Annotated in this window: 28 protein-coding genes; 9 read left to right on the plus strand and 19 right to left on the minus strand. The window is 70.3% G+C overall.

All coding sequences use genetic code 11. From position 1 onward, the window contains the following. Nucleotides 1-24: 24 nt before the first annotated feature. Entirely contained in the window at nt 25-849 is an 825-nt protein-coding gene (locus BM310_RS11075) for a hypothetical protein (protein WP_089807673.1), read from the plus strand. A gap of 141 nt (nt 850-990) precedes the next feature. On the opposite strand, the gene trmB is transcribed toward BM310_RS11075, so the two are convergent. Beyond that, entirely contained in the window at nt 991-2,052 is a 1,062-nt protein-coding gene (trmB, locus tag BM310_RS11080) for an HTH-type sugar sensing transcriptional regulator TrmB (protein WP_089807675.1), read from the minus strand. A 146-nt stretch (nt 2,053-2,198) separates the two neighbouring features. Next, nucleotides 2,199-2,939 (minus strand): proteasome assembly chaperone family protein, encoded by a 741-nt coding sequence (locus BM310_RS11085; RefSeq protein ID WP_089807677.1) that lies wholly within the window; start codon nt 2,937-2,939, stop codon nt 2,199-2,201. Nucleotides 2,940-3,045: 106 nt separating this feature from the next. Between BM310_RS11085 and BM310_RS11090 the strand changes: the two genes are divergently transcribed. Continuing rightward, complete coding sequence (locus BM310_RS11090) at nt 3,046-4,188, plus strand: mechanosensitive ion channel family protein (protein WP_089807679.1); 1,143 nt, start codon at nt 3,046-3,048, stop codon at nt 4,186-4,188. Nucleotides 4,189-4,261: 73 nt separating this feature from the next. On the opposite strand, the gene BM310_RS11095 is transcribed toward BM310_RS11090, so the two are convergent. The 7 genes from BM310_RS11095 to BM310_RS11125 all read right to left on the minus strand — a co-directional run bounded on the left by BM310_RS11095 (nt 4,262) and on the right by BM310_RS11125 (nt 8,656). Next, the gene (locus BM310_RS11095) at nt 4,262-4,681 is read right to left on the minus strand and encodes a universal stress protein (RefSeq protein ID WP_089807681.1); all 420 of its coding nucleotides are present in this window, start codon (nt 4,679-4,681) and stop codon (nt 4,262-4,264) included. 105 nt (nt 4,682-4,786) lie between these two features. Further along, nucleotides 4,787-6,175, minus strand: coding sequence for a bifunctional metallophosphatase/5'-nucleotidase (locus BM310_RS11100; RefSeq protein ID WP_089807683.1), 1,389 nt, complete (start codon nt 6,173-6,175; stop codon nt 4,787-4,789). A gap of 63 nt (nt 6,176-6,238) precedes the next feature. Then, complete coding sequence (locus BM310_RS11105; RefSeq protein ID WP_089807686.1) at nt 6,239-6,451, minus strand: dodecin; 213 nt, start codon at nt 6,449-6,451, stop codon at nt 6,239-6,241. A 64-nt stretch (nt 6,452-6,515) separates the two neighbouring features. After that, nucleotides 6,516-7,172 carry a hypothetical protein gene (locus BM310_RS11110; protein ID WP_089807689.1) on the minus strand — a complete coding sequence of 219 codons (657 nt, stop codon included), beginning with the start codon at nt 7,170-7,172 and terminating at the stop codon, nt 6,516-6,518. Next, complete coding sequence (locus tag BM310_RS11115; RefSeq protein WP_089807691.1) at nt 7,169-7,849, minus strand: hypothetical protein; 681 nt, start codon at nt 7,847-7,849, stop codon at nt 7,169-7,171. The genes BM310_RS11110 and BM310_RS11115 overlap by 4 nt, the downstream gene beginning before the upstream one ends. Nucleotides 7,850-7,927: 78 nt before the next feature. Beyond that, entirely contained in the window at nt 7,928-8,272 is a 345-nt protein-coding gene (locus tag BM310_RS11120; protein ID WP_231751639.1) for a DUF7116 family protein, read from the minus strand. Between the two features lie 132 nt (nt 8,273-8,404). Continuing rightward, entirely contained in the window at nt 8,405-8,656 is a 252-nt protein-coding gene (locus BM310_RS11125) for a DUF5816 domain-containing protein (RefSeq protein WP_089807695.1), read from the minus strand. A 181-nt stretch (nt 8,657-8,837) separates the two neighbouring features. Between BM310_RS11125 and BM310_RS11130 the strand changes: the two genes are divergently transcribed. Then, nucleotides 8,838-9,128 carry a hypothetical protein gene (locus tag BM310_RS11130; RefSeq protein WP_143105148.1) on the plus strand — a complete coding sequence of 97 codons (291 nt, stop codon included), beginning with the start codon at nt 8,838-8,840 and terminating at the stop codon, nt 9,126-9,128. Nucleotides 9,129-9,181: 53 nt separating this feature from the next. On the opposite strand, the gene BM310_RS11135 is transcribed toward BM310_RS11130, so the two are convergent. The 3 genes from BM310_RS11135 to hisD form a co-directional block, all read right to left on the minus strand. Next, nucleotides 9,182-9,547, minus strand: a complete 366-nt coding sequence (locus tag BM310_RS11135; RefSeq protein ID WP_089807699.1) for a HesB/IscA family protein — start codon at nt 9,545-9,547, stop codon at nt 9,182-9,184. A gap of 63 nt (nt 9,548-9,610) precedes the next feature. After that, complete coding sequence (locus tag BM310_RS11140) at nt 9,611-10,387, minus strand: class I SAM-dependent DNA methyltransferase (protein ID WP_089807701.1); 777 nt, start codon at nt 10,385-10,387, stop codon at nt 9,611-9,613. After that, complete coding sequence (gene hisD, locus BM310_RS11145) at nt 10,388-11,704, minus strand: histidinol dehydrogenase (RefSeq protein WP_089807703.1); 1,317 nt, start codon at nt 11,702-11,704, stop codon at nt 10,388-10,390. 197 nt (nt 11,705-11,901) lie between these two features. On the opposite strand from hisD, the gene BM310_RS11150 reads away from it, so the two are divergent. After that, nucleotides 11,902-12,681: an endonuclease/exonuclease/phosphatase family protein gene (locus BM310_RS11150; RefSeq protein WP_089807705.1), complete on the plus strand. Its 780-nt coding sequence runs from the start codon at nt 11,902-11,904 to the stop codon at nt 12,679-12,681. A gap of 388 nt (nt 12,682-13,069) precedes the next feature. On the opposite strand, the gene BM310_RS11155 is transcribed toward BM310_RS11150, so the two are convergent. After that, nucleotides 13,070-14,320: an NAD(P)/FAD-dependent oxidoreductase gene (locus BM310_RS11155; RefSeq protein WP_089807707.1), complete on the minus strand. Its 1,251-nt coding sequence runs from the start codon at nt 14,318-14,320 to the stop codon at nt 13,070-13,072. A gap of 113 nt (nt 14,321-14,433) precedes the next feature. Here BM310_RS11155 and BM310_RS11160 point away from each other — a divergent pair, with 113 nt between their 5' ends. Continuing rightward, nucleotides 14,434-14,850 carry a hypothetical protein gene (locus BM310_RS11160; protein ID WP_143105149.1) on the plus strand — a complete coding sequence of 139 codons (417 nt, stop codon included), beginning with the start codon at nt 14,434-14,436 and terminating at the stop codon, nt 14,848-14,850. Between the two features lie 27 nt (nt 14,851-14,877). Here BM310_RS11160 and BM310_RS11165 read toward each other — a convergent pair whose 3' ends face one another. From BM310_RS11165 to BM310_RS11180, 4 genes are all read right to left on the minus strand, one after another. Then, nucleotides 14,878-15,837 carry a Gfo/Idh/MocA family protein gene (locus tag BM310_RS11165; protein ID WP_089807711.1) on the minus strand — a complete coding sequence of 320 codons (960 nt, stop codon included), beginning with the start codon at nt 15,835-15,837 and terminating at the stop codon, nt 14,878-14,880. Nucleotides 15,838-15,964: 127 nt separating this feature from the next. Further along, entirely contained in the window at nt 15,965-16,393 is a 429-nt protein-coding gene (locus BM310_RS11170; protein WP_089807713.1) for a DUF6069 family protein, read from the minus strand. Nucleotides 16,394-16,499: 106 nt separating this feature from the next. Next, the gene (locus BM310_RS11175; protein ID WP_089807715.1) at nt 16,500-16,694 is read right to left on the minus strand and encodes a cold-shock protein; all 195 of its coding nucleotides are present in this window, start codon (nt 16,692-16,694) and stop codon (nt 16,500-16,502) included. Between the two features lie 238 nt (nt 16,695-16,932). After that, entirely contained in the window at nt 16,933-17,643 is a 711-nt protein-coding gene (locus BM310_RS11180) for a ferredoxin--NADP reductase (protein WP_089807717.1), read from the minus strand. A gap of 132 nt (nt 17,644-17,775) precedes the next feature. On the opposite strand from BM310_RS11180, the gene BM310_RS11185 reads away from it, so the two are divergent. Further along, the gene (locus BM310_RS11185) at nt 17,776-18,435 is read left to right on the plus strand and encodes an HAD family hydrolase (protein WP_218156432.1); all 660 of its coding nucleotides are present in this window, start codon (nt 17,776-17,778) and stop codon (nt 18,433-18,435) included. Between the two features lie 104 nt (nt 18,436-18,539). Further along, nucleotides 18,540-19,244, plus strand: a complete 705-nt coding sequence (locus tag BM310_RS11190; protein WP_089807721.1) for a YqjF family protein — start codon at nt 18,540-18,542, stop codon at nt 19,242-19,244. Nucleotides 19,245-19,338: 94 nt separating this feature from the next. Here the strand turns inward: BM310_RS11190 and BM310_RS11195 are convergent, their stop codons facing one another. Beyond that, complete coding sequence (locus BM310_RS11195; protein WP_089807723.1) at nt 19,339-20,286, minus strand: alpha/beta fold hydrolase; 948 nt, start codon at nt 20,284-20,286, stop codon at nt 19,339-19,341. A gap of 82 nt (nt 20,287-20,368) precedes the next feature. Between BM310_RS11195 and BM310_RS11200 the strand changes: the two genes are divergently transcribed. Together BM310_RS11200 and BM310_RS11205 are read left to right on the plus strand one after the other, a co-directional pair. Then, the gene (locus BM310_RS11200) at nt 20,369-21,031 is read left to right on the plus strand and encodes a helix-turn-helix domain-containing protein (protein WP_089807725.1); all 663 of its coding nucleotides are present in this window, start codon (nt 20,369-20,371) and stop codon (nt 21,029-21,031) included. 51 nt (nt 21,032-21,082) lie between these two features. Continuing rightward, on the plus strand, nt 21,083-22,201 hold the full coding sequence (locus BM310_RS11205; protein WP_245778478.1) for an FAD-dependent oxidoreductase: 1,119 nt from the start codon (nt 21,083-21,085) through the stop codon (nt 22,199-22,201). Between the two features lie 95 nt (nt 22,202-22,296). Here the strand turns inward: BM310_RS11205 and BM310_RS11210 are convergent, their stop codons facing one another. Next, nucleotides 22,297-23,382 (minus strand): Mrp/NBP35 family ATP-binding protein, encoded by a 1,086-nt coding sequence (locus tag BM310_RS11210; RefSeq protein ID WP_089807728.1) that lies wholly within the window; start codon nt 23,380-23,382, stop codon nt 22,297-22,299. Nucleotides 23,383-23,403 lie beyond the last annotated feature (21 nt).

Genomic DNA, 23,403 nt, shown 5'->3' on the forward strand with positions numbered 1-23,403 from the left:
GTCCCGCTCGGCACTCGGTACGGTATGTCACTCCTCGACTCGATTCGGCGGCCGTCCTACACCGGCGACCGGCGCTGTTGGCCGTGTACCGTCGTCAACGTCGCACTCCTCGTCGTCGTCGCCGCCGCCGTCACCGTCGTCTCGTTCCCGTTGGCCGTCGGCGTCGCCGCCGTCGGCGTCGCACTCGTCTATCTCCGCGGGTACGTCGTCCCCGGCACGCCCGAGTTCGCGCCGAGACTCGTCTCCCGACTCGGCCTGTCGCCGCTCTTCGAACACGTGCCGGACGGCGGTGAGGTTCGGCAGTCCGACGAGTTGAGCGAGGAGACGAGCGGTGAGGACGTGCTGTTCGCCCTGTTCGAGACGGGCGTTCTGGAAGAGGACGCCGAGGGCGCGCTGTTCCTCTCGGACGCGTTCTGGTCGGCGTGGGCCGCGGAGATGGCGTCGCTCCGCGAGGGTGACGACGACGAACTCGCGGCGGCCGTCGCGGAGGCGGCCCCGTTCGAGGCGGCGGCCGCCGCCGAGTACGACGGCATCGCCGTCACCGGCGAGACCCAGTCCATCTGGCTCTCGCGGGCGCACGCCGTCGCCGACGCCGCCGCCGTGCGGGCGATGGCGGAGTTCGACGTGCCCGAACCGGTCCGCGCGCCCGCGACGACGCCGCTTCGGATGTTCCTCGAACGCTGTCCGCTCTGCGGCGGCGACACCGAAGAGACCGAACGGAAACTCGGCTGCTGTGGCTCCGGCACGGTGGGCGCGTTCGACACGCCCGAGAGCGAAGTGCTGGCCTGCGCGGACTGCGGCGAGGTGCTGTACGTCTTCGAGGACGAGGCCGAGGACGGAACGGCGTAGGCGGTCCGTCGCGGGCGGTGGTGGCTGCCGGTCACGGGAACCGGCGGCGGCCCGTGAGAAACAACGCCGGTCGCGAGAAACAACGCCGGTCGCGAGAAATAACGCCGGTCGCGAGAACCGACGGTCGGGTAGCGGACGAACTCAGACGAACCGCGTTCGGTCCGGCACTTCGTCGCGACCGAGGATTATCTCCTGTGCCTCCACGTCTTCGAGGGCCGAGACGAGACCCCCGACTTCGAGGACGCTCTCTTCGGTCTCCATCTCGAAGGAGGCGACCTCTTCGGACTCCTCGAACGTCGTCGTGACGACGCGCCCCTCGACGACGATGGGGTCGCCGGACTCGACGTGCCGACCGGAGACGGAGGCGTAGAACTCGCCGTCGAGTTCGCGCATGTCCTTCACGGCGCGGCGGATGGAGGCGTAGCGGCGGGGGAACGGCCGGCGCTTCCCGTTGGCCGCCAGCGTCTCGGCCGTCGTCCAGAGGACGGTCCCGAAGAAACCGCTGACGAGGAACCCGAGCGCCGAGCGGTTGAAGATGACGCCGTAGCGGTCTCTGTCGTCTCGGAGGGCGTCCTGCGTGGCGTAGACGGAGTACTCGCCGTCGGCGACGGCGAGGACGGGGGTCGTGATGCCGCGGCGACCGCGCGCCCGCGTGGCGACTTCGAGGTAGTCGAACTCCACCGGGTCCGGGGCGCGCGAGGCCGGCGTCACGAGGAGGTCGACGCTCACCCCGTCGTCGATGGCCGCCGCCAGGTCGTCGCGGAAGCGACGGAGGAGGTCCGCCGCCACCGAGAGGACGAGTTCGTACTCGGCGTCCGCGATTATCTCCTCGATGTAGCGCAGGATGGTCGACCGTGACTTGACGAGGGAGACGGCCTCGGTGTCGCGGGCGGGGGCCGTGTAGCGCGCCTCCAACTCGGAGATGAGTTCCTCCAGCGACGTCTGCACGTTCGCGAACGCGTCGTCGGGGTCCACGGCGACGATCTTCATCGGTCGCGACTCCCGGAGTTCGACGAGGCCACGGTCCGAGAGACTCCGGACGGTGTCGTACACCCGCGGTTGCGGGATGTCCGTCCGGTCGGCTATCTCCGAGGCGGTGAGTTCGCCGTGTTCGAGGACCGCGAGGTACGCGTCTATCTCGTACTCGCCGAGGTTGAACCGGTCCCCGACAGTCTCCATCGTCGTCCGGAGTTCGTCTGCCATATCTCCCCGGTCGAACCCGAACCCCTTGGTGTTTACTATACTCCGAGTAGCACCGGTTTTCAGAAAGCGATGGTATATCACGGACGAACGTGGCTGACGGCGGAACGTCCCGACGAGTCGACCGACCCTCACGGGCCGCCCGGCGCTCACATGTACATCCGGTCTTCGGGCATCTCGGCCTCGCGTTCCTGCAGTCGTTGGGCGAGTTCCGCGTAGTGTTGGCGCACCTCGGCGGCGAACGCCTCCAACGGGTCGGCGTCGACGCCCAGTCCGTAGACGCGTTCGGCCGTCTCGACCAGACGGACGGCCGCGTCCACGTCGGGCACCTGCGCGTGGACCGGCGTGACGTAGACGCAGACGCCGAGCGAGGAGTCGATGCCGCGTTCGACGAGGGCGCCGTTGGTCCCGTCGAAGAAGCCCCGGCCCATCGGCAGAATCTCCGCGTCGGTCAGTCTGCGCTCCCGGTAGTCGTCGGTGGCGACGTAGTACGTCAGGTGTTCGTCCGGGGCGTGCGGAATCGGGACGCCCGAGAGGACGGCTATCTCGCCGACGTCGTTGCGCGCGGTCCACTCCAGGACGGCGTCGGCGAACGCGCCGCCCGCCACCGCCGGGACGAACAGTTCCCCGACGAGAACAGTCACGTCGAGGTCGTCGCGCGAGAACAGGCGCGTGTGGTGTCGCGGCCGGCCGTCCTGAAACGGCGTGATGGCCGGCAGTCCCTCGACGGAGAGGTGGCCCGTCTGCTCGAGTTCGAGTTGGTCCACGACGAAGTCGACGGCGGTGAGGCCGGCGAGGCCGAACGACGAGAACCCCGCGAGGAGCGTCTTTCCGGGCGTGCCGTCGGTGGTGATGGTGAAGTCCGGCGTCTGCGTGAGGTTATCGAACATGTGGAGAGCAACGTTCGGCGGCGACTTATCCGTTCACCCCGCCCTCGTCCGACGCGAGTGGGGAGAGTTGCGACCCTTTTTCAACGGCCCCGCCGTGGTCGGGCGTATGCAGACGGGGACAGGGACGGAACCGGCGTCCGGCCCACAAACGGCGTCGGCGTCCGAACCGGGGGCGACACCGGCGTCCGAAACGGGGACGACGGTGGGCGACGCCGGCGGGACGGCGACTGCGGGCGCGGGCGGGAGCGGTGCCGGTCCGCCGACCCCGGTGCCGACGCCCACCGAGGGAGAACAGGCCGTCCGCGAACTCCTCCCGGACTTCCTGTTCTTCCCGGGCGCGAACTACGTCGCGGCCGCCCTCGTCGTCGCCCTCGGCTACGTCCTCTCGGGGTACGTCGTCCGCGTCGTCGGGCGACCCATCGCCCGTCGCTTCCGCCGACAGAGCGTCGCGCAGGTGATGCTCCGACTCGTGCGCCTCAGCATCTTCATCCTCTCGCTGGGCGTCGCCGCCGCCGTCGCCGGCCTCCGATTCGGCGACGTCGCCATCTCCGTCGGGGTGTTCTCCGCCGTGGTCGGTATCGTCCTCGCGCCCCTCGTCGGGAGCACCATCAACGGCCTGTTCATCCTCGCCGACCAGCCGTACGAAGTCGGCGACATGATCGAACTCGACAACGGACGGAAGGGGTTCGTCGACGAGATAACCATCCGCTACACGAAGATGTTCACGCTCGACAACACCTTCCTCGTCATCCCCAACGACACTATCCGCGACCGACTGGTGACGAACTACTCCGCCGAGGACGAGCGCATCCGCCTCCGAATCGGCTTCCTCGCCACGTACGAGTCCGACATCCCGAAGACGCGGGAACTGCTCGAACGCGCCGCCAGCGACACCGAGATGGTCATCGAGGGCGGCCCGGACATCCGCATCGGGAGCGCACGTTACCCGGCGAAGCCCACCGCCTACCTCGAGGAGTACGCCGACAGCGGCATCCTCGTCACCCTCCGCTTCTGGGCGAAGAAGCCGTACAAACTGCTCGCCGTTCGCTCGCGCGTCCAGACGAACCTGTACGAACTCCTCGACGACGAACCGGACGTGGAGGCGGCGTACCCGCACACCCACCACGTGTTCGACGACACCAGCGGGTCGCTCCGCGCGGAGGTGGCCGAGGGCGGCGACGCGGCGTGGACGGATGCGGGGTCGCGGGTGGAGATGGACCGGCCGCCCCGCGACGGCGACGAGAACTGAGTCCGGCGTCGGCCCTCGCCTCCGACGGCCGGCGCGGTCCGTCGACTGCCGCTCCGACCGTCGGCGCGGTCCGTCAGCCGTCGTTCGTCCCGTCGGCGCGGACGGTGATGACCGTACAGTCGAGCTTCTGTCGCAGGTACGTCTCGATGTCCGGGTCGTCGAGGAACCGCCGGAGCATCCGCCGCCAGCGGCTGGCCTGTTTCGAGCCGATGACGACGATGTCGGCGCCCTCGGCCGCCACCTCCTCCAGAATCGTCTCCTCGACGAGGAACCCGCGACGGATGACGTACCGCGTCCGTTCGAGGGCACCGAACTCGCGCTCTATCGCGCGTTTCAACTCCGCTCGCGTCACGCCGCGGTTCTCTTGATAGAGGTCCACGTGCAGGACGGTGAGTTCCGCTTCGCGCTCCTCGGCGATGCGGATTGCTTCCGAGAGCGTCGCTTTGGAGTGCTTCGTCAGCGGATACCTGACGGGGACCACCACTCGCGTCATCGTCGGGGCAGACGGTTCCCGCGTCCCTGAACGTTTCCCCTTCGGCACGGCCGGTCGTCTGACGGGCGTCGGCGGTCCGTCCGTCGTGCCCCCGGTCCGGCCGCGTCAGTCGTCCGCCGCGGCGCCCGGCCGCCGTTCGATTCGGCCGTCGGTCCCGCTCTCGACGCCGAAATCGCGGGCGTAGGCGGCGAGCACTTCGTACTGGATGTCGCCCTCGGCCGCCCGGTGTCGCGCCTCGATGGTCGGGAACTCGTGGTCGGTGTGCAGGACGTAGTCGGAGGTGGCGACGGTGTACGTCGCGTCGGGGTCCACCGAGTCGCCGCCGACGCGCGCGGACACCACCTCGCGGGCGTCGTCGTCCCAGACGAGTTCGACGCCGCTGAGGTGGCCCTGCCACCAGTGGGACTCTCCGAAGTCCACCGTCGCCGCGGCGCACTCGCCGAGGACGGCCAGCAGTTCCGCGCCGGTGAGTTCGGCGACGACGACGTGCTCCTCGAAGGGGATGACGCTCACGAGGTCCGCGACGGTCACCTCGCCGTGAAGCGGCGGTCCGTTCCGAATGCCCCCGCTGTTCTGCAGGCCCACGTCGGCGTCCATCGACCAGCGGTAGGCGTCGGCGACGAAGTTCCCGACGGCGCACTCCCCGCCGAACACCGTCTCCTCGGACCGGTCGAGGGGAGCGTCGGCGACGGCGACCACCTCGTCCAACTCGGCCGCCTCGACGCGGCCGCGAAGCGCTTCGGTCAGGTCCTCGTGGACGGGCGCGTCGGCCGTCTCGTGGCGCGTCGCCGTCGGTCCGTCGCCCGACTGCGGGTCGCCCAGTGCCACCTCGAAGACGACGTGGCCGTTCGCGCCGGGGCGGAGGACCAGCGTGTCGTGGACGTACTCGTGACGCTCCGAGTGGACGTGGCCGCCGAGAATCACGTCGGCCTCGACGCGTCTCGCGAGTTCGTCGTCGCCGCCGCCGAGGTGCGAGAGGACGACGACGTGGTCGACGCCCGCCGCGCGGAGACGGTCGACGGCGTCGGCGGCGGCCTCGTACGGGTCGGCGAACGTCAGCGTCGCGGCCATCGGGTTCAGCGAGGGCGTCGCGGGGTCGGTCACGCCGACGAGGCCGACTCGCGCGCCGTCCACCTCGCGGACCGCGTGGGGGACCACGTGGTCGGGGGCGAACGGGCCGCCGTCCTCGTCGCGGACGTTCGCCGACACCCACGTCTGCGGCGAGTCGGCGACGACGCCGCGCGTCGCGTCCGGCCCGTAGTCGAAGTCGTGGTTGCCGAACGTGTCGAAGTCGGCGTCGACGGCGTCGAACAGGTCCAGCGACTGCCGCCCGCGTTCGACGAGGGCGAGGACGCCCGGCGAGGTGGTGTCGCCCGTCCCGCAGACGAGGGCGTCCGGGCCGTCCAGCGCGCGCACGCACCCCGCGAAGCGCCCGGCGCGGACGGGGTCGTCGTAGACGTTCTCGATGTCCGAATAGTGGAGGAGACGCGGCATTCACCTGCGGTGACGCCGCGAAGAAGTTGAAGTCGTCGGTCGCTGCTCGGGGCCGGCGTCAGGTCACGCCTGCTGGCCGGACTCCAACTGGAACGCCACTTCCACTTCGGCCTGGTACTCTCGGTCCTCGACGCTCGCTATCTCGACGCCCATCTCCTTCACTTCGACCCAGTGAACGTTGTCGAGCGTCTCGTTCGCTCTGTCGACGGCGTCGTCTACCGCCGCGTCGAAACTCTCGTCGCTCCGTCCGATCAGAGTTATCTTCTTGTAGACCATCGCAGGGCATAGCTACACCCGCTGACATGATAAAGAGCGGGGCCGGACGGCCGCCGTCGGGCGCTCACGCTCGCGACCCGTCGAACCGAGCCGTCAACGCCGTCACCACCTCGCTGAGTTGTCCGCTCCCCCACGTGGCGACGACTATCGCGCCCGCGGTGTCGAACAGGAGGTCCATCATGGTGTCCTCCAGTCCGTACTGCGTGAGGACGCTCCCGAACCCGAACGACGCGGCGACGAGCGATATCGCGAACTCGAGGACTTCCCAGAAGACGCCGAAGGCGAGGGTGAACGTGAGGATGAAGACGAACATGAACCGCGGGGGGAGGGAGACGGCTTCGCTGTGCAGGTCGAACGCCCGGGCCGTGGAGTAGCCGACGGCGGCGACGATGCTGGCCGAGAGGGCGTGCGTGAGGTGGTCCCACCACCAGACGTCGGCGTACGGCGTACCGACGACGGGAAGCGCGACGGTGCCGAGACCGTGCAGGAAGACGGCCGACGTGATCCACAGCGTCAACCCGGCGTCCATCGGGATGCCGTGGTCGCGTTCGAGCGTCTCCGGCAGGAAGGTGACGCCGAACCCGACGAGTGCGTTGACGAACACGCCGCTGTTTCGGCTCAGGAGGCCGACGACGACCATCACCCCGAGCAGAATCTGCATCAGTCGCGTCGCCTGTCGCTGGCGTCGGACCGAGATGCGGAGGGCGTCCCGGACCTTCACCGCGAGGACACCTCCTCGTCGTCGCTCGCCACGACGGGCCGCGACCCGGCGTCGCCCTCCGGGATGCGGCGACGGAGGCGGGCGCGGCGGCGGAAGTAGTACTCGAACAGGACGCCCGCGAACACGCCCGCGACGGTGGCGGCGACGAAGTCCCACATCAACGCCTCCTCGATGACGGCCTCCGGCCGTCCGTCGAACAGGAACGACGTTCCGACGAGGACGTCGGACGCCCACCGGACGACGGCCCACACGCCCGCGGCGGCCATCGTGGTGACGACGACGAACGCGATGGCGAACGAGTGGTTCATCCGGACCGTGGTGAACACGTCGAGTTCGACGGCGACGATGAGGGCGACGGCGGCGACGGCGAGGTAGGTGGTGACGCGACCGGTGAACGTCATCCCGCCCACCGTCTCCCCGGCGACGAGGGCGCGGCCGATGATGGGGAGGGCGGCGACGAACAGCACCTCCCACGGGAGCATCGACGTGGGGTCACGGAGGGCCACCGCCGGGATGACCGCGAAGACGGCGACGGCGGCGGTGAAGCCCGCCCACTGCAGTTCGCCCTCGACGAACTGCCCGACGGCGGTGACGACGAGAAAGCAGACGAGAAGCCACGCGAGCGCGGTGTTGATGCGTCTGCTCTCGACGACCCCACGGAGCCCTGTCTGTGACATACGGACCCGTACGACTGGCGGAATAAAAACGGTTCGCGAAATCGAGTTCCCGCGGGCGAGAACCCGCGCGGTCGGTTCTCAGCGTGCTTCGGGGAGCACCACGTCGTAGTCGTCTCTGTCGTCACCGTCGACGCCGATGACCGCCCACTCGTAGGACGGGTCGGCGGCGGTGAGTTGTCCGCGAAGGTCCCCTGCTGCCTCCTTCCAGGTGACGAAGCATCGAAGCGGATACTCGCGCGCCTCGCCGCCGTCTGTGACCGCGCGTCGGCCACGCAAGTTCGAGTCGGCGTCGAGTACGGTCACCTGAACGGTCCGCCACTTGCGCTCTGCGACGAACTCCTGTCCGTCGCCCGAGACGTCGTACCCGAGTCGACTGAATATCGACCGGGCCTCCTCCGCCGGTGGCATGCTGACAGGGGGCATGTAGGGGACGATACCACGCCTCGTGGCATAAAGATTGTCACACCTTACCACACGCCGAGAATGTCTGCCGAACGACGTATCTCCGGCGTCTCCGGTCGAATCGTGCGGCCCGAATCACCGTGCCGCCCCGACTCACTCGTGGGCGGCGTCCCACTCGTCGGGTTTGCGGATGTTCCCGCAGACGTTGCACTCGACGCGCCCCATCGTGTCCATCGCGGTGTCGAGCGAGTCGCAGTTCCCGCAGAAGTAACCCCAGCGCGTGTCGCGGTCCTCCGTGACGAAGACGACGAAGAACGGACCCTGTGCGCCGCGTTCGACCAGTCCGTGGTCGACGTACACGGTGCGTCCGTCGTCGGTCTGCACTCCTTCGAGTTCGGCGGCCATGGGCGTCGTTCGACCCCCCGGCGGTTTACCCTGTCGCCTCGGGGTGCGCTCGTCCCCGCCGCCGCGAACCGACCCGAACACTTATTTTACTAACTGTTCATATGAACAGTTGCTAAAGTATCGTGCGAACGACCGAGACTGGCGTCGCGAGACGGAGACGACCGAACCCCACACCCCACCCATGAGAAGACTACCACCGGAAGCACCGACCCGACCGCTCGACGAACGACTGACGTGGCGGAGTATCCTCGTGAGTTACGCGATGATGGCCGCCGTCCCACTGTTACTGTGGGTCGCCGGCCGACCGCTACTGCGAGTGACGGCCGTCGCCGCCGTCGTCGGCGCGTTCGCTGTCGCCCGACGGGGTGCGGCGCTGCGGCGCTGTTTCTACGAGTGCGGCGGCTTCGCGTTCGACCTCGGAGGAAGCGTCCGCGTCACAATCAGTCGACCGCGCGCCGACGACCCGGCGTGACTGCCGTCACGGCGCGACGTGACCGCGCGAGAACCGATTCGGCGTGACCGGACTCAGGTCCGGAACGACTCGCCGCACCCGCACTCGGAGACGACGTTCGGGTTCTCGACGTGGAAGCCCGCCCCCTGCAGGCCGCCCTCGAACTGGAGGGTCGACCCGCCGATGTAGTTCTGGCTCGCCGGGTCCACGAACACGCGGAGCCCCTTTTGCTCGACGATGGCGTCGTCGTCCTCGGGTTCGTGGTCGAACCGCATCCCGTACGACAGGCCCGCACAGCCGCCCTGCTGGACGAACAGGCGCAAACCGGCGATGTCGGTGTCCATCCCTTCGGACTCCATCAACTGCAGGGCCTCTGACGCCGCCGACTCGGTCACGGTCACGGTCGTCTCGGTTCCACCATCGACCGTCTCGGTACTCATGGGAGAACGTACCAGATACACCGTGTTAACCTTGACGCCGGGTCACCCCGCCGTCTCGACCGGTCACCCCGCCGTCTCGACCGGTCGCACCGCCGTCACGAGCAGTTCGCCGTCGTCGCCCGCGTCGTCCAGAACGTCCACGTCGTCGAATCCGGCCGCTTCGAGTGCGCTCCGGACCGCCGCCGCGTCCGTCACGCGGAGCGCGGTCCGTTCGGAGGTGACGCCAACCTCGCCGGTCCGCAGGTCGGTCACGCGGTAGTCGGCGTTGACCACGGGCGGACTGCGCGCCACGTCCACGGAGCGTTCGAGGACGTACCGCGCGCCGCGGAACGTCTCGACGCCGGACGAGGCGGCCGCGCGAACGTCCGCGAGGGCGTCGAAGGCGACGATGCCGCCGGGTCGGAGCGACGCGTACGCGCCCGCGCACACCGCCGCGAGGGACCGGCGCGCCGTGAGGTGGTCGAACGCGCAGACCGCGTCGAACGCCGGCCTGAACGGCGGGTCCGTCGGGTCGCCGCGGACCACCGACTCCCCCCGCGCGGCGGCGAACGACAGGAGGGCGGCGTGGCTGTCGACGCCGACGGCGTCGTACGTGGTCGAGAGTCGCTCAAGCAGCGTCCCCGTCCCGCAACCGAGTTCGAGGACGCGGTCGACGTCGGGCGGCAGGCGCGCCCGGAGCAGTTCGGCCCGCGCCGCCCCGCGGGCCGCCCGGTCCTCGGAGACGGCGATGCGCGCCTGCACGGGTGCCAGCGTCGTCGAGAGCGAGTGCTCGGCGTCCGGGTCGGTCACCACCCGGGCGCAGGCGTCGGCGAACGACGGGGGGCGGGGTCGGGGGGACATCTACGCCGCGTCGCCCGCGTCGTCGCTCCCGTCCGGCGTCTCGTCGCCGAAGCGGGCCCGGACGCTCTCGGCGTGAGCCTCCAGTCCTTCGGCCTCGGCCAGCGTCGTGATGGTGTCCGAGAGACCCGACAGCGCGCCCTCGTCGAGACGCTGGACCGTCGTCGACCGGAGGAACGTCTCGACGGAGAGGCCACCGTAGCGCTTCGCGCCGCCGGAGGTGGGCAGGACGTGGTTCGTCCCGGAGGCGTAGTCGCCGGCCGCGACGGGCGTGTACGGGCCGAGGAAGACGCTCCCGGCGTTCGAGATTCGGTCCAGCAGCGCCTCGTCGTCGTCGGCCTGAATCGACAGGTGTTCGGCGGCGTACTCCTCGGCGAACAGGACGGCCTCGGACATCGACCGGGCGACGAGGACGCCGGAGGCGTCGTTCTCCAACGCGGCGCGGATGGTGTCCTCGCGCGCGCGACCCTCGGTCTGCCGTTCGACGGCGTCGCGAACCGCGTCGGCCACCGCCCGGTCGTCCGTCACGGCGACGACGGAGGCGTTCGGGTCGTGTTCGGCCTGCGCCACCAGGTCGGCGGCGACGAACTCGGGGTCGCAGGTCTCGTCGGCGACGACCAGCACCTCGGAGGGGCCGGCGAGGAAGTCGATGTCCACGTCGCCGCGCACCTCGGCCTTCGCCGCCGTCACCCACTTGTTGCCCGGGCCGACCACCTTCTGGACCGCCTTCACCGTCTCCGTCCCGTAGGCGAGGGCGGCGACGCCCTGCGCGCCCCCGACGCTGTAGATGCGGTCCGCGCCGGCGACGTGCGCCGCGGCCAGCGTGATTGGGTTGACGGGGTCGCCGGGCGGCGTGACGACGGCCACGTGTTCGACGCCGGCCACCTTCGCGGGGACGACACCCATGAGGACGCTGGAGGGGTACGCCGCCGTCCCGCCGGGGGCGTAGACGCCGACGCGGTCCAGCGGTCGGAAGCGACGCCCGAGTTCCCCCGCGTCGAACGAATCGCGCCAGTCGTCGGGCACCTGCCGTTCGTGGAACTCGCGGACGTTCGCGGCGGCCGTCTCGATGGCCTCGCGCACGTCGTCGGCTATCTCCTCGGCGGCGCGTTCGGCGTCGTCGGTCACGTCGAGGTTACCGACTTCGACGCCGTCGAACTCGCGGCAGAAGTTCCGGACCGCCACGTCGCCCTCCTCGCGGACGCGCGAGACGATGTCGCGCACGTCCGACCGTACCTCCGCGACGCCGGCGTCCCGTTCGAAGAACGCCGCGCGTTCGTCCGGCGAGAGTTCGGCCACCTCCCGAACGGTGAGTTGCATGTCGCGCGATTCGGCGCGTGCGGGTAAGGACGTTCCGGAACGGCGCGATTCGGCGCGTGCGGGTAAGGACGTTCCGGAACGGCGCGATTCGGCGCGTGCGGGTCGCCCGGTCGGAGAGCGCTGCGTCCCGGGTCGGGGCGTCTCCGCCGGCCCGTCCGCCGTGGCCCTCTTGTGTCGGGCGCGCGATGCGTCCGACGATGACCGCCGAACCGGTTCGCGTGCTGAGCTTCAACGTCCGCTACGACACCGACGACGACGGCCCGGACGCGTGGCCGCACCGCCGCGACGACGCCGTCCGCCTCGTCCGCTATCACCGCCCGGACGTGGTCTGCCTGCAGGAACCCCTCGAACACCAACTCGACGCGTTCCGCGACGAACTGGACGGCTACGAGTGGGTCGCCGAGACGAGAACCGGTGACGACAACCCCGGCGTGACGGACGAACACGTCCCCGTCGGCTACGACGCCGACCGTTTCTCCTTGGCGGACGCGGAGACGTTCTGGCTCTCGGAGACGCCCGAGACGCCCGGCAGCGTCGGCTGGGACGCCGACCTGCCGCGCATCCTCACGCGGGCGACGCTCGAAGACGGGGACGGGGAGACGCTCCACGTCGGCAGCGTCCACCTCGACAACAAGGGACCGCGGGCGCGACTCGAAGGCGCGAGAGTCGCCCGGGACCGACTCGCCGCGCTCGACGGCCCGGTCGTCCTCGCGGGCGACTGCAACGCGACGCCCGATTCCGACCCGTACGAGGCGCTGACGGAGACGTTCGCCGACGCGATGGCGGTCGCCGAGTACGGCCACCACGGGCCGACGAAGACGATGCACCGGTTCACCGGCGACCCGACTGACCGCATCGACTACGTGTTCGTCCGCGACTGCGACGTGCGACTCTCCGCGACGCTGACCGACCGGACCGACGAGGGGTCGTACCCCTCCGACCACTTCCCCGTCGCGGCGGACGTGGTGCCGCGGTAGGACCGGGCGTATCCGCTGGACACGCTGGAACGTCACGGGGTCGCCGCCGACGATATCGGTGGCGTCCCCGTCAAGATACCTTTCGACCGCCGACAGAACCGCGTGGACGTCGAAAACGCGAACACGACGGCGACGTTCAAACGGACTCTGTGGCTGGAGTGGTCGGAGTTCCTTCGGAGAACGGCGGTCTTCGAGTGACCTCGCGCACACCGACCCGAACCCCGACCGCTTCGCGACCGTTCGACAGGGAACCGAGGGGAATCGGTTCGGAGAGGGTGGCTCGCCGAATGCGCTCTCTGTCTCCGGCAACCCGTGTTTTCCGAAAGACGGACGTTTCGGGAGAGGGGCGTTCACCCGAATACTGACACCGCCGACCGCTCCGCTCGACTCAGGCGCTGGCCGCTCTGAACTCCCAGTCGTCGGTGTAGGCGTCGAGGAGGCGCGAGAGCATCGTCGGGTTCGCGGCGAGTTTGGCGAGAAGGATGGGGTGGCGAACGAGGCGGGAGAACGCGTGCTTCGGCTCTCGGTCCACCGCCTCCACGTCGATGCCGGAGACGGCGTCCATCACGCCGCCGAGGATGTCCGGGCGGCCGTCCTCCAACGCGCCGCGGACGATGTACGCGAGGCGATACTCGTTCTTCATCCGGCCGTACAGTTCGTCGGGGTAGTCGTCGAGGCGGTCCGCCGCGGCGAGTTCCGCGAGGAGGTACGAGGACTCGACGGCCTGCGAGATACCCTTTCCCGTGAAGCGGTTGGCGACGCCGGCGGCGTCGCCGACGCGGGCGACGCGTCGGTCGGCGTCCCACGTTCGCTCGGGGTCGAGACTCGGCCCGCGCGGGATGGTGTAGACGTTCGTCGCCGACCGGTCCGGAACCGGCCAGCCGTTGCGCTCGCACGCCGCGACGAACGACTGGTAGTAGTCGTCGGGGAGGTTGTCCTGCGCCCACCCGATGCCGACGTTCGCGCGCGACTCCGACTTGGGGAACGCCCACGCGTACCCGAGGTAGTTCTCGAAGAGGATGCGCGAGTTCGGATACAGCGCCGAGAAGTCCCCCGCCACCTCGGCGTTCAGCGCGGTCATCCGCCCGGCGTACTCGCCCGTCGTGCCGTCCACCTTGCTCGCCATCGACGGTTGACCCGTCGCGTCCACCACGAGGTCGAACCGGTCCGAGAAGTCGCGGAACTCCGCCTTCGTGACGCCGGTGGACTCGCGGACGTCGACGCCCTTCTGTCCCAGCAGTTCGGCCCACCGCTGTTCGACCACGTTCCGGTCGGTGACGTAGGCGTTCGAGGAGGGGAAGACCCCTCGCCCGGCGAGCGTCCGCGAGTCGCTGTCGCCGGTGTACACGTCCACCTCGAACGCGGGCGGACTGTGGGCGAAGCCGTACTCGGGCGTCTTGGGCAGGGGGATTGACTCGGCGTCGGTCATCGCCTCGCCGCAGTTGACGCGCTTCTCGGCGTACGGCTGGCGTTCGTACAGCACGACGTCCCAGTCGAGGCTCTGCAGGGCGTGCGCGGCGGCGAGTCCCGCCATCGCTCCGCCGACGACGACGGCGGACCCGCCGCGGTCCCGGGCCGCGCGGCGCGTCGCAGGGTCGAGTCGGGCGGCGAACGGGTCCGACTCGTCGGAATGTGTCATGGGTATTCGTTGGCGCGGCGCGGCAAAAAGACTCTGAGACGGTGGCGGGGTTCCGGCACCTCGGCGCGGCGACGGGCGGAACTGACTCCCGCCTCCGCCCCGTACGACCGGCGATGACCGACGACGCCCGCACCGACGCCGGTGGCGCCGATGCTCCCGCGCCCGCCCCCTACGACCACGTTCGCGGCGACGGCGACGCCCTCGCCGAGGGCACCTACCGCGTCGTCGGCGTCGGCCCGGAGGCGGTGACGCTCCTCCGCGTCGCAGACCCGGCCGGCCGGCGCGTCAACGCCGGCGAACTCGCCGTCGTCTCGCGGCCGGCGTACGCCTCGCTCGAACCCGCGGGGAACCCCGACGAGGCGGGCCTGCTGACGACGTGGGGCCTCGTCGCGTTCGGCGTCGTCCTGTTCGCCGCGGCGACGTTCGAACCGCTCACGGCGGCGACGGGCCTCTCGGAGACGGCGCTGTCGGCCGCCGGCGTCGCCGTCGTCGTCGTCGGTCTGGTCCGCGTCCTCCGAACGCGGCGGTGACCGGTCCAATCGGCCGGTGCGAGGCCGCTACGGTTCGACCGTCTCCCAGTCCGAGGCGAAGACGGCGTCGACGACGCGTTGCACCCGGTTGGCCTCGGCGAACGACACCAGGTCGGCGTCGCCGCCCTCGACGGCGGTCACGAACTCGTCCACGAGCGTCAGCGTCGTCCGTTCGCGCGTCTCGTTCAGGACTCTCTCGTCTGGCAGTCCGCGGTTCTCCAGCAGTCGGTACCACTCGACCAGCGTGAGCGACGACGCCGACCCGACGACGGTTATCGAGTTCTCCTCCGCGCCGTCGTGGTCGCACAGCAGGTCGATGCTGCCGTGGACGCCGTCCACCTCGAAGTGGCCGACGACGGACTCCTCGCAGGCGTCGGGACCGGCGTACGCGACGGCGGCGTTGACCCGTTCGACCGGTCCGAACAGTTCGTGGACGCCGAACAGGAAGTGCGTCCCCACCTCGCGGAGGGGACCCCCCTGTTCGCGGCTTCTGAGCCACTCGACGTCCTGCCACTCGCGCGGCCACTGCGGGAATCGGAAGTCGAGGGAGACTCGCTTCGGCGTCCCCACCGCGCCCGCGGCGACGCGTTCGCGCATCTCCACGAACCCCGGCGTGTAGCGGAACGGGAGGTTGACCGCCGTCTGCCGGTCGGTCGCGCGTTCGCGTTCGACCATCCGCTCTCCCTCCTCGGCGTCCTCGGCGAGGGGTTTCTCGCAGACCACGTGTCTGTCGTGGTCGAGGGCGAACGCGACGACGTCCCGGTGGACCGCGGGCGGGACGCCCACGTAGACGACGTCCACCGCGTCGTCACGTATCATCTCGCGGTAGTCGGTGAACGCGGCACAGTCGTACGTCTCGGCGAACGCCTCGGCCTTCGAGGCGACGAGGTCGCAGGCCCCCCAGACGGTCGTCTCCGGGTGTTCGTCGAACGACTCCGCGAGGCGCCCGCCGACGACTCCGCAGCCGACGATAGCGGCGTTGTACATGCGGAGACGTTCCCGTCGGGGATAATGTCGGTTCGGATGTCGGGTCGTCGGCAGTCGCCCGCCGTCGGTCGGCGACGAAGCGGAGGAGACGAAAATGAAGCGACACGAATCGCGCGAGGCGAGTCGCTCAGACGCGCACCGCGCCGACGACGAACGCGACCAGAGGGGCCGCGACGACGGCGTGGAGGACGACGAGGACGGCCTGTCCCGCGGCGGTGACGCCCAGCGACGGCGTGAACGCGAACACCGGGACGAGCATGACCGCGAACACGACGGCGGCGGCGGCGACGAAGTTCCGGGTCGGCCGCGCCGTGAACCGGGCGAGGGCCGCGTAGACCACGGCCGCGCCGATGCCGGCGACGACGGTGCTACCCAGTATCGGGGCCGCGGCGAACGGCGTGGTCGGCCCCGCGACGCCGAGGTTCACGTCGAGGACGCCGACGAGGAGTCGGACCGCGAACGCGAGGACGAGAGCGGTCACGACGCCGAACGTCGCCCGTCGGGCGAGGTCGCTCGCCGTCGTCGGTGCCGCCGTTCGAGTGGTCGTGAATTGCATCCCTCCTGTACGCTCGCCGAGGGGATAAACCAGTAGCTCGCGGCGGGTGAGTTCTCAGAAAATGGTTCGCTTCGTCGGCCGCGGTGACGCGGCGTCTGAAACCGAATTACAGGCGCGTGAGGTTGGTCGCGCGCGGGCCCTTGGGGGCGTCTTCGATGCTAAACTCTACGTCCGTACCCTCTTCGAGGTCCTCGCCGCCGATGTCTTCCATGTGGAAGAACACGTCGTCGTCCGAGTCGTCCGTCGAGATGAAACCGTAGCCGCCAGTGTCGTTGAAGAAATCAACGTTTCCTTTCGCCATTGCGATTGAACACAATGCCACCATACGGATAAGAGTTCCGAGATACGTCTTAGCAGCCGAGATATTTTTAGATATTTGTTCTGAAAACGCCGACAATAGGTGAAATTGTGCTACTTCGTCGGTTCGGCGCGGTATCGTCGTCGGGGTCCGCTTCTCTGGGCGTTGCTTCTGTGGAATCGTCGGTTCGAACGGCCGTTCGTTCGCGGTCGGGTCGCGTCCCCGGCGCCGGCGTCGTCGACTACTCCTCGGCCGCGTCCGACTCCCAGCCCTCGGTGTAGACGTTCGACTCGTCGACGCCCGCGGACTCGAGGACGTCGCGGGCCTCGACGACCATCTCCGGGACGCCGCAGACGTAGCAGTCCGTCCCTTCCACGTCGCCGACGGCGTCGGGCAGGTGGTCCTGCACGTGGCCGGTTCGCCCGTTCCACGCGTCGTCCTCGGCGTCCGAGAGGACGTAGTCGACGCTGAGGTTCTCGTTCTCCGCGCGGAGTTGGTCGAGGCTCTCGCGGAAGATGAGGTGTTCCTGGTCGCGTTCGCCGAACAGGAGGTGAGCGTCGCCCGACCCCTCCCGGGCGTACTGCTTGACCATCGGATACAGGGGTGTGATACCCGTCCCGGTGGCGCAGAAGACGGCGTCCCGGTCGAAGTCGCGGACGCGGAGGTTGCCGTCGACTTCCTCTACCTCGATTTCGTCGCCCGGCGTCCGTTCGTGCATGAACACGGAACCGTTGCCGTCCTCGTAGCGCTTGATGGCGAGGACGAGTTGGTCCGTTCCGGGGAGGTTCGCCGCCGTGTACGGACGGGCCTCCTCCTCGCCGTCGCTCTCGAAGTGGACCATCGTGTGCTGTCCCGGTTCGTACTCGAACGTGTGGTCGTCGGCGACGAGTCGGAACTGCTTCACGTCCGGCGTCATCCGATGCACGTCGGCGACGGTGACGCTGAGCGTCATGTGCCGGCGTTGGGAGGCGACGCCGAAATGCGTGCTGGCGGCGCGGGTGGTTTCCGGTCTGCCGTCCCGGGGTCGTCACCCGGTCGCACACGACCGAAAGGGCTACCGTCCCGCCGGGAGACTGCGGGAACCGTGACACGATACGACGCGGTGGTGTTCGACAGCGACGGCGTCCTCGTCGAACCGCCGGCCCGCGAGACGCAACTCGGAGCGATTCGCTCGGCGTTTCGGGAACTCGGCGTCGAGAGTCCGCCGGCGGACCACGTCCGCGACCTCTCGCACGACGTGCGCCCCGACCGTCTCGACGCGATAGCCGACCACCACGGACTCGACGCCGCGACGCTCTGGACCGCGCGCGAACGGTGCGACGAGCAGTCGCAGTTCGAGGCGTTCAGAGCGGGGTCCCGACAGCGCTACGACGACGTGACGGCCATCGCCGACCTGCCGCCGAACCGCGGCGTCGTGAGCAACAACCACCACTCGACGGTCGCCTTCAAACTCGACTTCTTCGAGTTAGAACCGCTGTTCGACACGTTCTACGGCCGCGAGATGACCGTCGAGAGCCTCACCCTGAAGAAGCCGAACACCCACTACCTCGACCGGGCGATAGCCGACCTGAACGCCGAGAACCCGCTGTACGTCGGCGACAGCGAGAGCGACGTGGTGGCGGCCCACCGCGCCGGCGCGGACTCGGCGTTCGTCCGCCGCGACCACACCCGCGACGCGGCCCTCTCGGTGACGCCGACGTACGAAGTCGACACGCTCGCCGACCTGCCGGACATCGTCGTCTGAGTAGGCCGCCGACCTGAGCAGGCCGCCGACCGAGAACGCCGTCGGCGTCCGTCGCTCGCCCCGACAACGGTTATCCGTCGTCGCCGCGCACGTCCCACGTCCGCATGTCACGTCCGTTCCTCACCGCTCACTGGCGAAACCTCTGCAACCTCACGTACGCCGTCCCGCCGGAGCGACTGGAACCGCTCTGCCCGGCGGGCGTCGACTTGGAGGTCCGCGACGGCGAGAGCTACGTCAGCCTCGTCGGCTTCGACTTCGACGACACCCGGGTGCTGGGCGTCCCGTGGCCCGGCTATCGCGCGTTCCCCGAACTCAACCTCCGGTTTTACGTCCGGCACGAGGGCGAACGCGGCGTCGTCTTCGTCCGGGAGTTCGTCCCGAAGCGACTCGTCGCGTGGATGGCCCGGACGCTGTACGACGAACCGTACCGACGCGCGCCGATGGCCAGCGACCGGCGGGTCGAGTCGGACCGTCTGACCTACTCGCTCGGGGTCACCTACGGCGGGCGTCGGCACACGGTGCGCGTCTCGACGGCGAACCGGTCGCCGTCCGTCCCGGCCGAGGACACCGACGCCCACTTCTTCAAGGAGCACACGTGGGGCTTCGGTACGAACCGGCGCGGCCGGACGCTTCGCTACCGGGTCGAACACCCGACGTGGGCCGTGTACGACCTCGACTCGGTTCGAATCGACGTGGACTACGCCGCCCTGTACGGCGACGAGTGGGCGTTCCTGAACGACGCGGAGCCGGTTCACACGCTCTTCGCGAAGGGTTCGGAGGTGGCCGTCTACCCGCCGGAGACGCTGTGACGGCCCCCTCCGCACCGGTACGGCCCGACAAACGGTGGCGAACCGACTTCCACGCCCGGAGAGCCCGCGCGATTCCGACGGAGAGCGCCGTCGGTTACGACCGAGACGACGAATCGGCGGCCGCCACGGCGTCGGCGTCGGCCGCCGACTCGTCGGCCGTCGCGCCGTCCCGGTCGAAGACCGCCTCTCGCGCGCGAAGCAGGGTGCGCAGGTGGTCCGCGTCTTCGAACGTAGTCAGCGTCGCGTTCGGCAGTCGGTCCGCGAGTCGCCGCGCGCCCGCGACGGGCACGTTCGTGTCCCTGTCGCCGTGCCAGAAGCGGACCGGCACCGTCACCGACTCGACGGCGACGTCCCACTCCGACGAGAGCAGTCGCGTCTCGGCGACGAACCCGCTCCGGTGTCGCGCGAACGCCTCTACGAAGTCGCGCCTGACGAGTTCGGCAACGTCGTCGGGCACGTCCGCGCCGTCCGCGGTGTACTGCGAGACGACGGCCGACGGCGACGCCCGCGCGGCCACCCACGACTGGACGCGCGCCAGTCCCCGCGCCAGCGTCGGCGTCGCCGCGGCCAGCACCTCGAAGGCGCGGAGCGCGGCCGGTTTCGACGACGCCAGCGACGGGGGTACCGCGCCGGCGACGACGTCCACGCGCCGGACGCGTTCGCCGTGCGTGGCGGCGACGGCGAGGGCGTGCGGGCCGCCGCCGGAGAAGCCGACGACGCCGGCGCGCGTGACGCCCGCGTCGTCCAGCACGGCCGTGACGAACGCGCCGGTGTCCCGCAGCGTCCGCCCCGGCCACGGACTCGAACGCCCGTAGCCCGGCCGGTCGATGGCGAGAACGCGGACGCCCGCGCGCCGCGCCGCGTCGTCGAACAGGGCCGCGAGGCGGCGCGACCCCGGCGTCCCGTGGAGGAACACGACCGGCACGCCTTCGGGGTCGCCGTACTCGGCGTACGCGACGTGCCGACCGTCGCCCACGGTGACGGTGCTGACCCCGGCCTCGGGCGCGTCGGCGTCGTCGCTCGCTCGGAGTTCTGCTGTCATCGACCGGTCGTTGGCGCTCCCCGCGGGAGAGGAAATCGCCGGACTGATGCGGTTTTTTATATGCCCGCGAGAGTCGTCCGGTATGCGACGCGTCACGTTCGAGGTGTCCTACCCGGCGGCGTTGGTCCACCCGCTTCACCGGCGACTCGCCGAGGAAGAGGGCGTCTCGCGCATGGAACTGCTGATGTGGGGGCCGACGACGAACGTGACGACGCTCTCGTGGTTCGACGCGGATCCGGCGACCGTACGGAAGGTGCTCACCGCCGTCGGCTCTCTGTCGTCGGCGAGTCTGGTCGCCGACGACGGGGGCACGTACGCCTTCGTCCACCAGACGGGGTTCGAGTTCGACGACGCCCTCCTCGACCTCCTCGCGGCGGCGAGCGTGGTGTTTCTCCCGCCGGTGACGTTCTTCGCGGACGGCACCGCGACGTTCGACGCCGTCGGCGAGACGGCGGCCCTGAGCGAGTTCTACCGCCGACTGGGGGACCTGCTGAAGACGCGAATCCGGCGCGTCCACGACTTCCGGCGCGGCCCGCCCGCGGGGAACCTCACGGCGAGGCAGGCGGCGGCGCTGGAGGCGGCGGTGGGCGTCGGCTACTACGACGTCCCGCGGACCGGCACGGTTGCCGACGTGGCCGACGAACTCGACTGCGCGTCCAGCACGGCGGGCGAACTCCTGCGGAAAGCCGAGTCCGCCGTCGTCTCCGCGTTCGTGGCGGACGGGTCGCCCGCCGCGGACGGGTGACCCGCCGACCGTCCACCGACAGTTTTCACGGCCGAACGTGTCAGCCGAACCATGGGAACGTCCAGACAGCCGGACGTCCTCGTCGTCGGCGGCGGACTGGCCGGGCTAACCGTCGCGAACTACCTGCGACGCCAGGGCCGCGAACCGACCGTCGTCGAACGAGCCGCCGACTGGCGCGAGACGGGGTACGGCATCGGTCTCTGGCACGACGGCATCTCGGTCCTCGACGAACTCGACCGCCTCGCGGCGACGCGACGCGCGGCGACGGACCCGGACGCGTTCGAGGTTCGCGCCGCCGGAGGGCGGGTCCTCTCCCGGGCGTCCCTCCCCGCGGGGCAGACGCTCTTGCTCGTCGTCCATCGGGCGGACCTGCACGCCGCCCTCCGCGAGACGGTCCCCGACGAGTGGATACGGATGGGCACCGCCCCCGAACGCATCGACGAACGGGACGACGGCGTGGTCGTCACCTTCGAGGACGGGACCGCCGAGACGTTCGACCTCGTCGTCGGCGCGGACGGCGTCCACTCGACCGTTCGCGCCGAGTGCTTCGACGACTGGACGAAGCGGGCGTTCGACACCTACGTCTGGTCGCTGTGGACCGACGGGCGTCCGAGCCTCGACGCCGAGATGGTGAGCCTCTGGGGTCCGGGAAGCGAGGGGTTCCTCGCCCGCGTCGGCGACCGGGTCGGGTTCAACCTCGCCGCCCGACTGGACGCGCCGCCGGACCCGCCGGCGCGCGAGCGACTGCGGACGCAGGCGGAGCGAATCGGCTGGCGACTGCCCGGCCTCCTCGACGCGGCCGACGACGACCCGTTCTTCGACCGCGTCCGAGAGGTCACCTGCGCGCGGTGGCACACCGACCGCGTCGTCCTCGTCGGCGACGCCGCCCACGCCGTCCACCCCATCTCCGGGATGGGGGCGTCGTTGGCCCTCCGGGACGCGCGCGTCCTCGCGCAGGAACTCGCCACCGCACCCCCCGACGACCCGTCGTCCGCACTGGCCCGGTTCGAGCGCCGTCGCCGCGAGGACGCGCGCCGCGCGCGACGCGAGGCGCGCTTCGAGGCGGCGCTGACGTTCGTCGAGTCCCCCCACCTCCGGCGACTGCGCGACTGGGCGGTCGCTCACACGCCGCTGTTCGAGACGTTCGTGAAGCGGCGGGCCCGCGACTGACCTTCTCGTCCGCGCCCCTCGGACCGCCCCCGGTAGCGCATCTCGGAGCGAGTCTGTCCCTGCCGCCGTCCGTCACGGACGATGCCGTACCGGCGTCACGGCGCGGACTCCGTCGGCGGCGCGACGTTCTTCATGCGGCGGTGGCGGCGGAGCAGGCCCACCTGGTCGGCGACGCGGCCCGCCAGCGTCCGGAGCGTCTCGGCCGTCTCCCCGTCGCCGAGGACGGCCGGCCGCCCCTCGTCGCCGCCCGCGCGGACCTGCGGGTCCAGCGGGAGCGACCCGAGGTACGGCAGGCCCGTCTCCTCGGCCAGCGACTCGCCGCCGCCCGCGCCGAACACGTCGTGGGCCGACCCGCAGTCCGGGCAGACGAACGTGCGCATGTTCTCGACCACGCCGAGGACGGGCGTGTCGAACTCGCCGAACGCCCGCATGCTCCGGCGGGTGTCGTCCGTCGCGACGGCCTGCGGCGTCGTCACGACGACGGCGCCCGTCACCGGCAGGGTCTGCAGGACCGACAGTTGCGCGTCGCCGGTCCCCGGCGGGAGGTCCACGACGAGGTAGTCGAGGCTCCCCCACGCCACGTCCTCGAACAGGTCGGTCAGGGCGCTGTGGGCCATCGGGCCGCGCCAGACGACCGGGTCGTCGTCGCCGACGAGCGACCCGACGCTCGCCACCGTCACGCCGTGGTTCTCCGGGGGGACCAGCCGCTTCTCGCCGTCGACCGTCTCGACGTCGGGGGTCGCGTTCGCCCCCAGCATCCGCGGCGCGTTCGGCCCGTACACGTCGGCGTCGAACAGCCCGACCGACGCGCCGCGGTCGGCCAGCCCGGCCGCGACGTTCGAGGCGACGGTCGACTTCCCGACGCCGCCCTTCCCGGACGCGACGGCGACGACGGCGTCCACGTTCGGTAGCACCGACTCCGCGCCGGGCGTGCGCTCGGGCGTCGCGGTGAGTTCGGGGTCGAAGCCCGCCTCGCGAACCACCTCCCGGACGTCGCTCGCGAGTCGTTCGTCGGTCGGCGCGTGGACGGCCCCGAGCGCGAGGTCCACGCGGGCGGTGTCGCCCTCGAGTGTCACCTCGCGGACGAGGCCGGTCGATACGACGTCGTCGCCGAGGTCGGCGTCCTCGACGCGACGGAGGCTGTCGCGCAGGTCGGCTGCGGTGTCGATGGAGTGGGTCATGGTGGTGAATCGGTCTCCGGT

This window comes from Halogeometricum rufum, from assembly GCF_900112175.1.
In the GTDB taxonomy this organism is placed as follows: domain Archaea; phylum Halobacteriota; class Halobacteria; order Halobacteriales; family Haloferacaceae; genus Halogeometricum; species Halogeometricum rufum.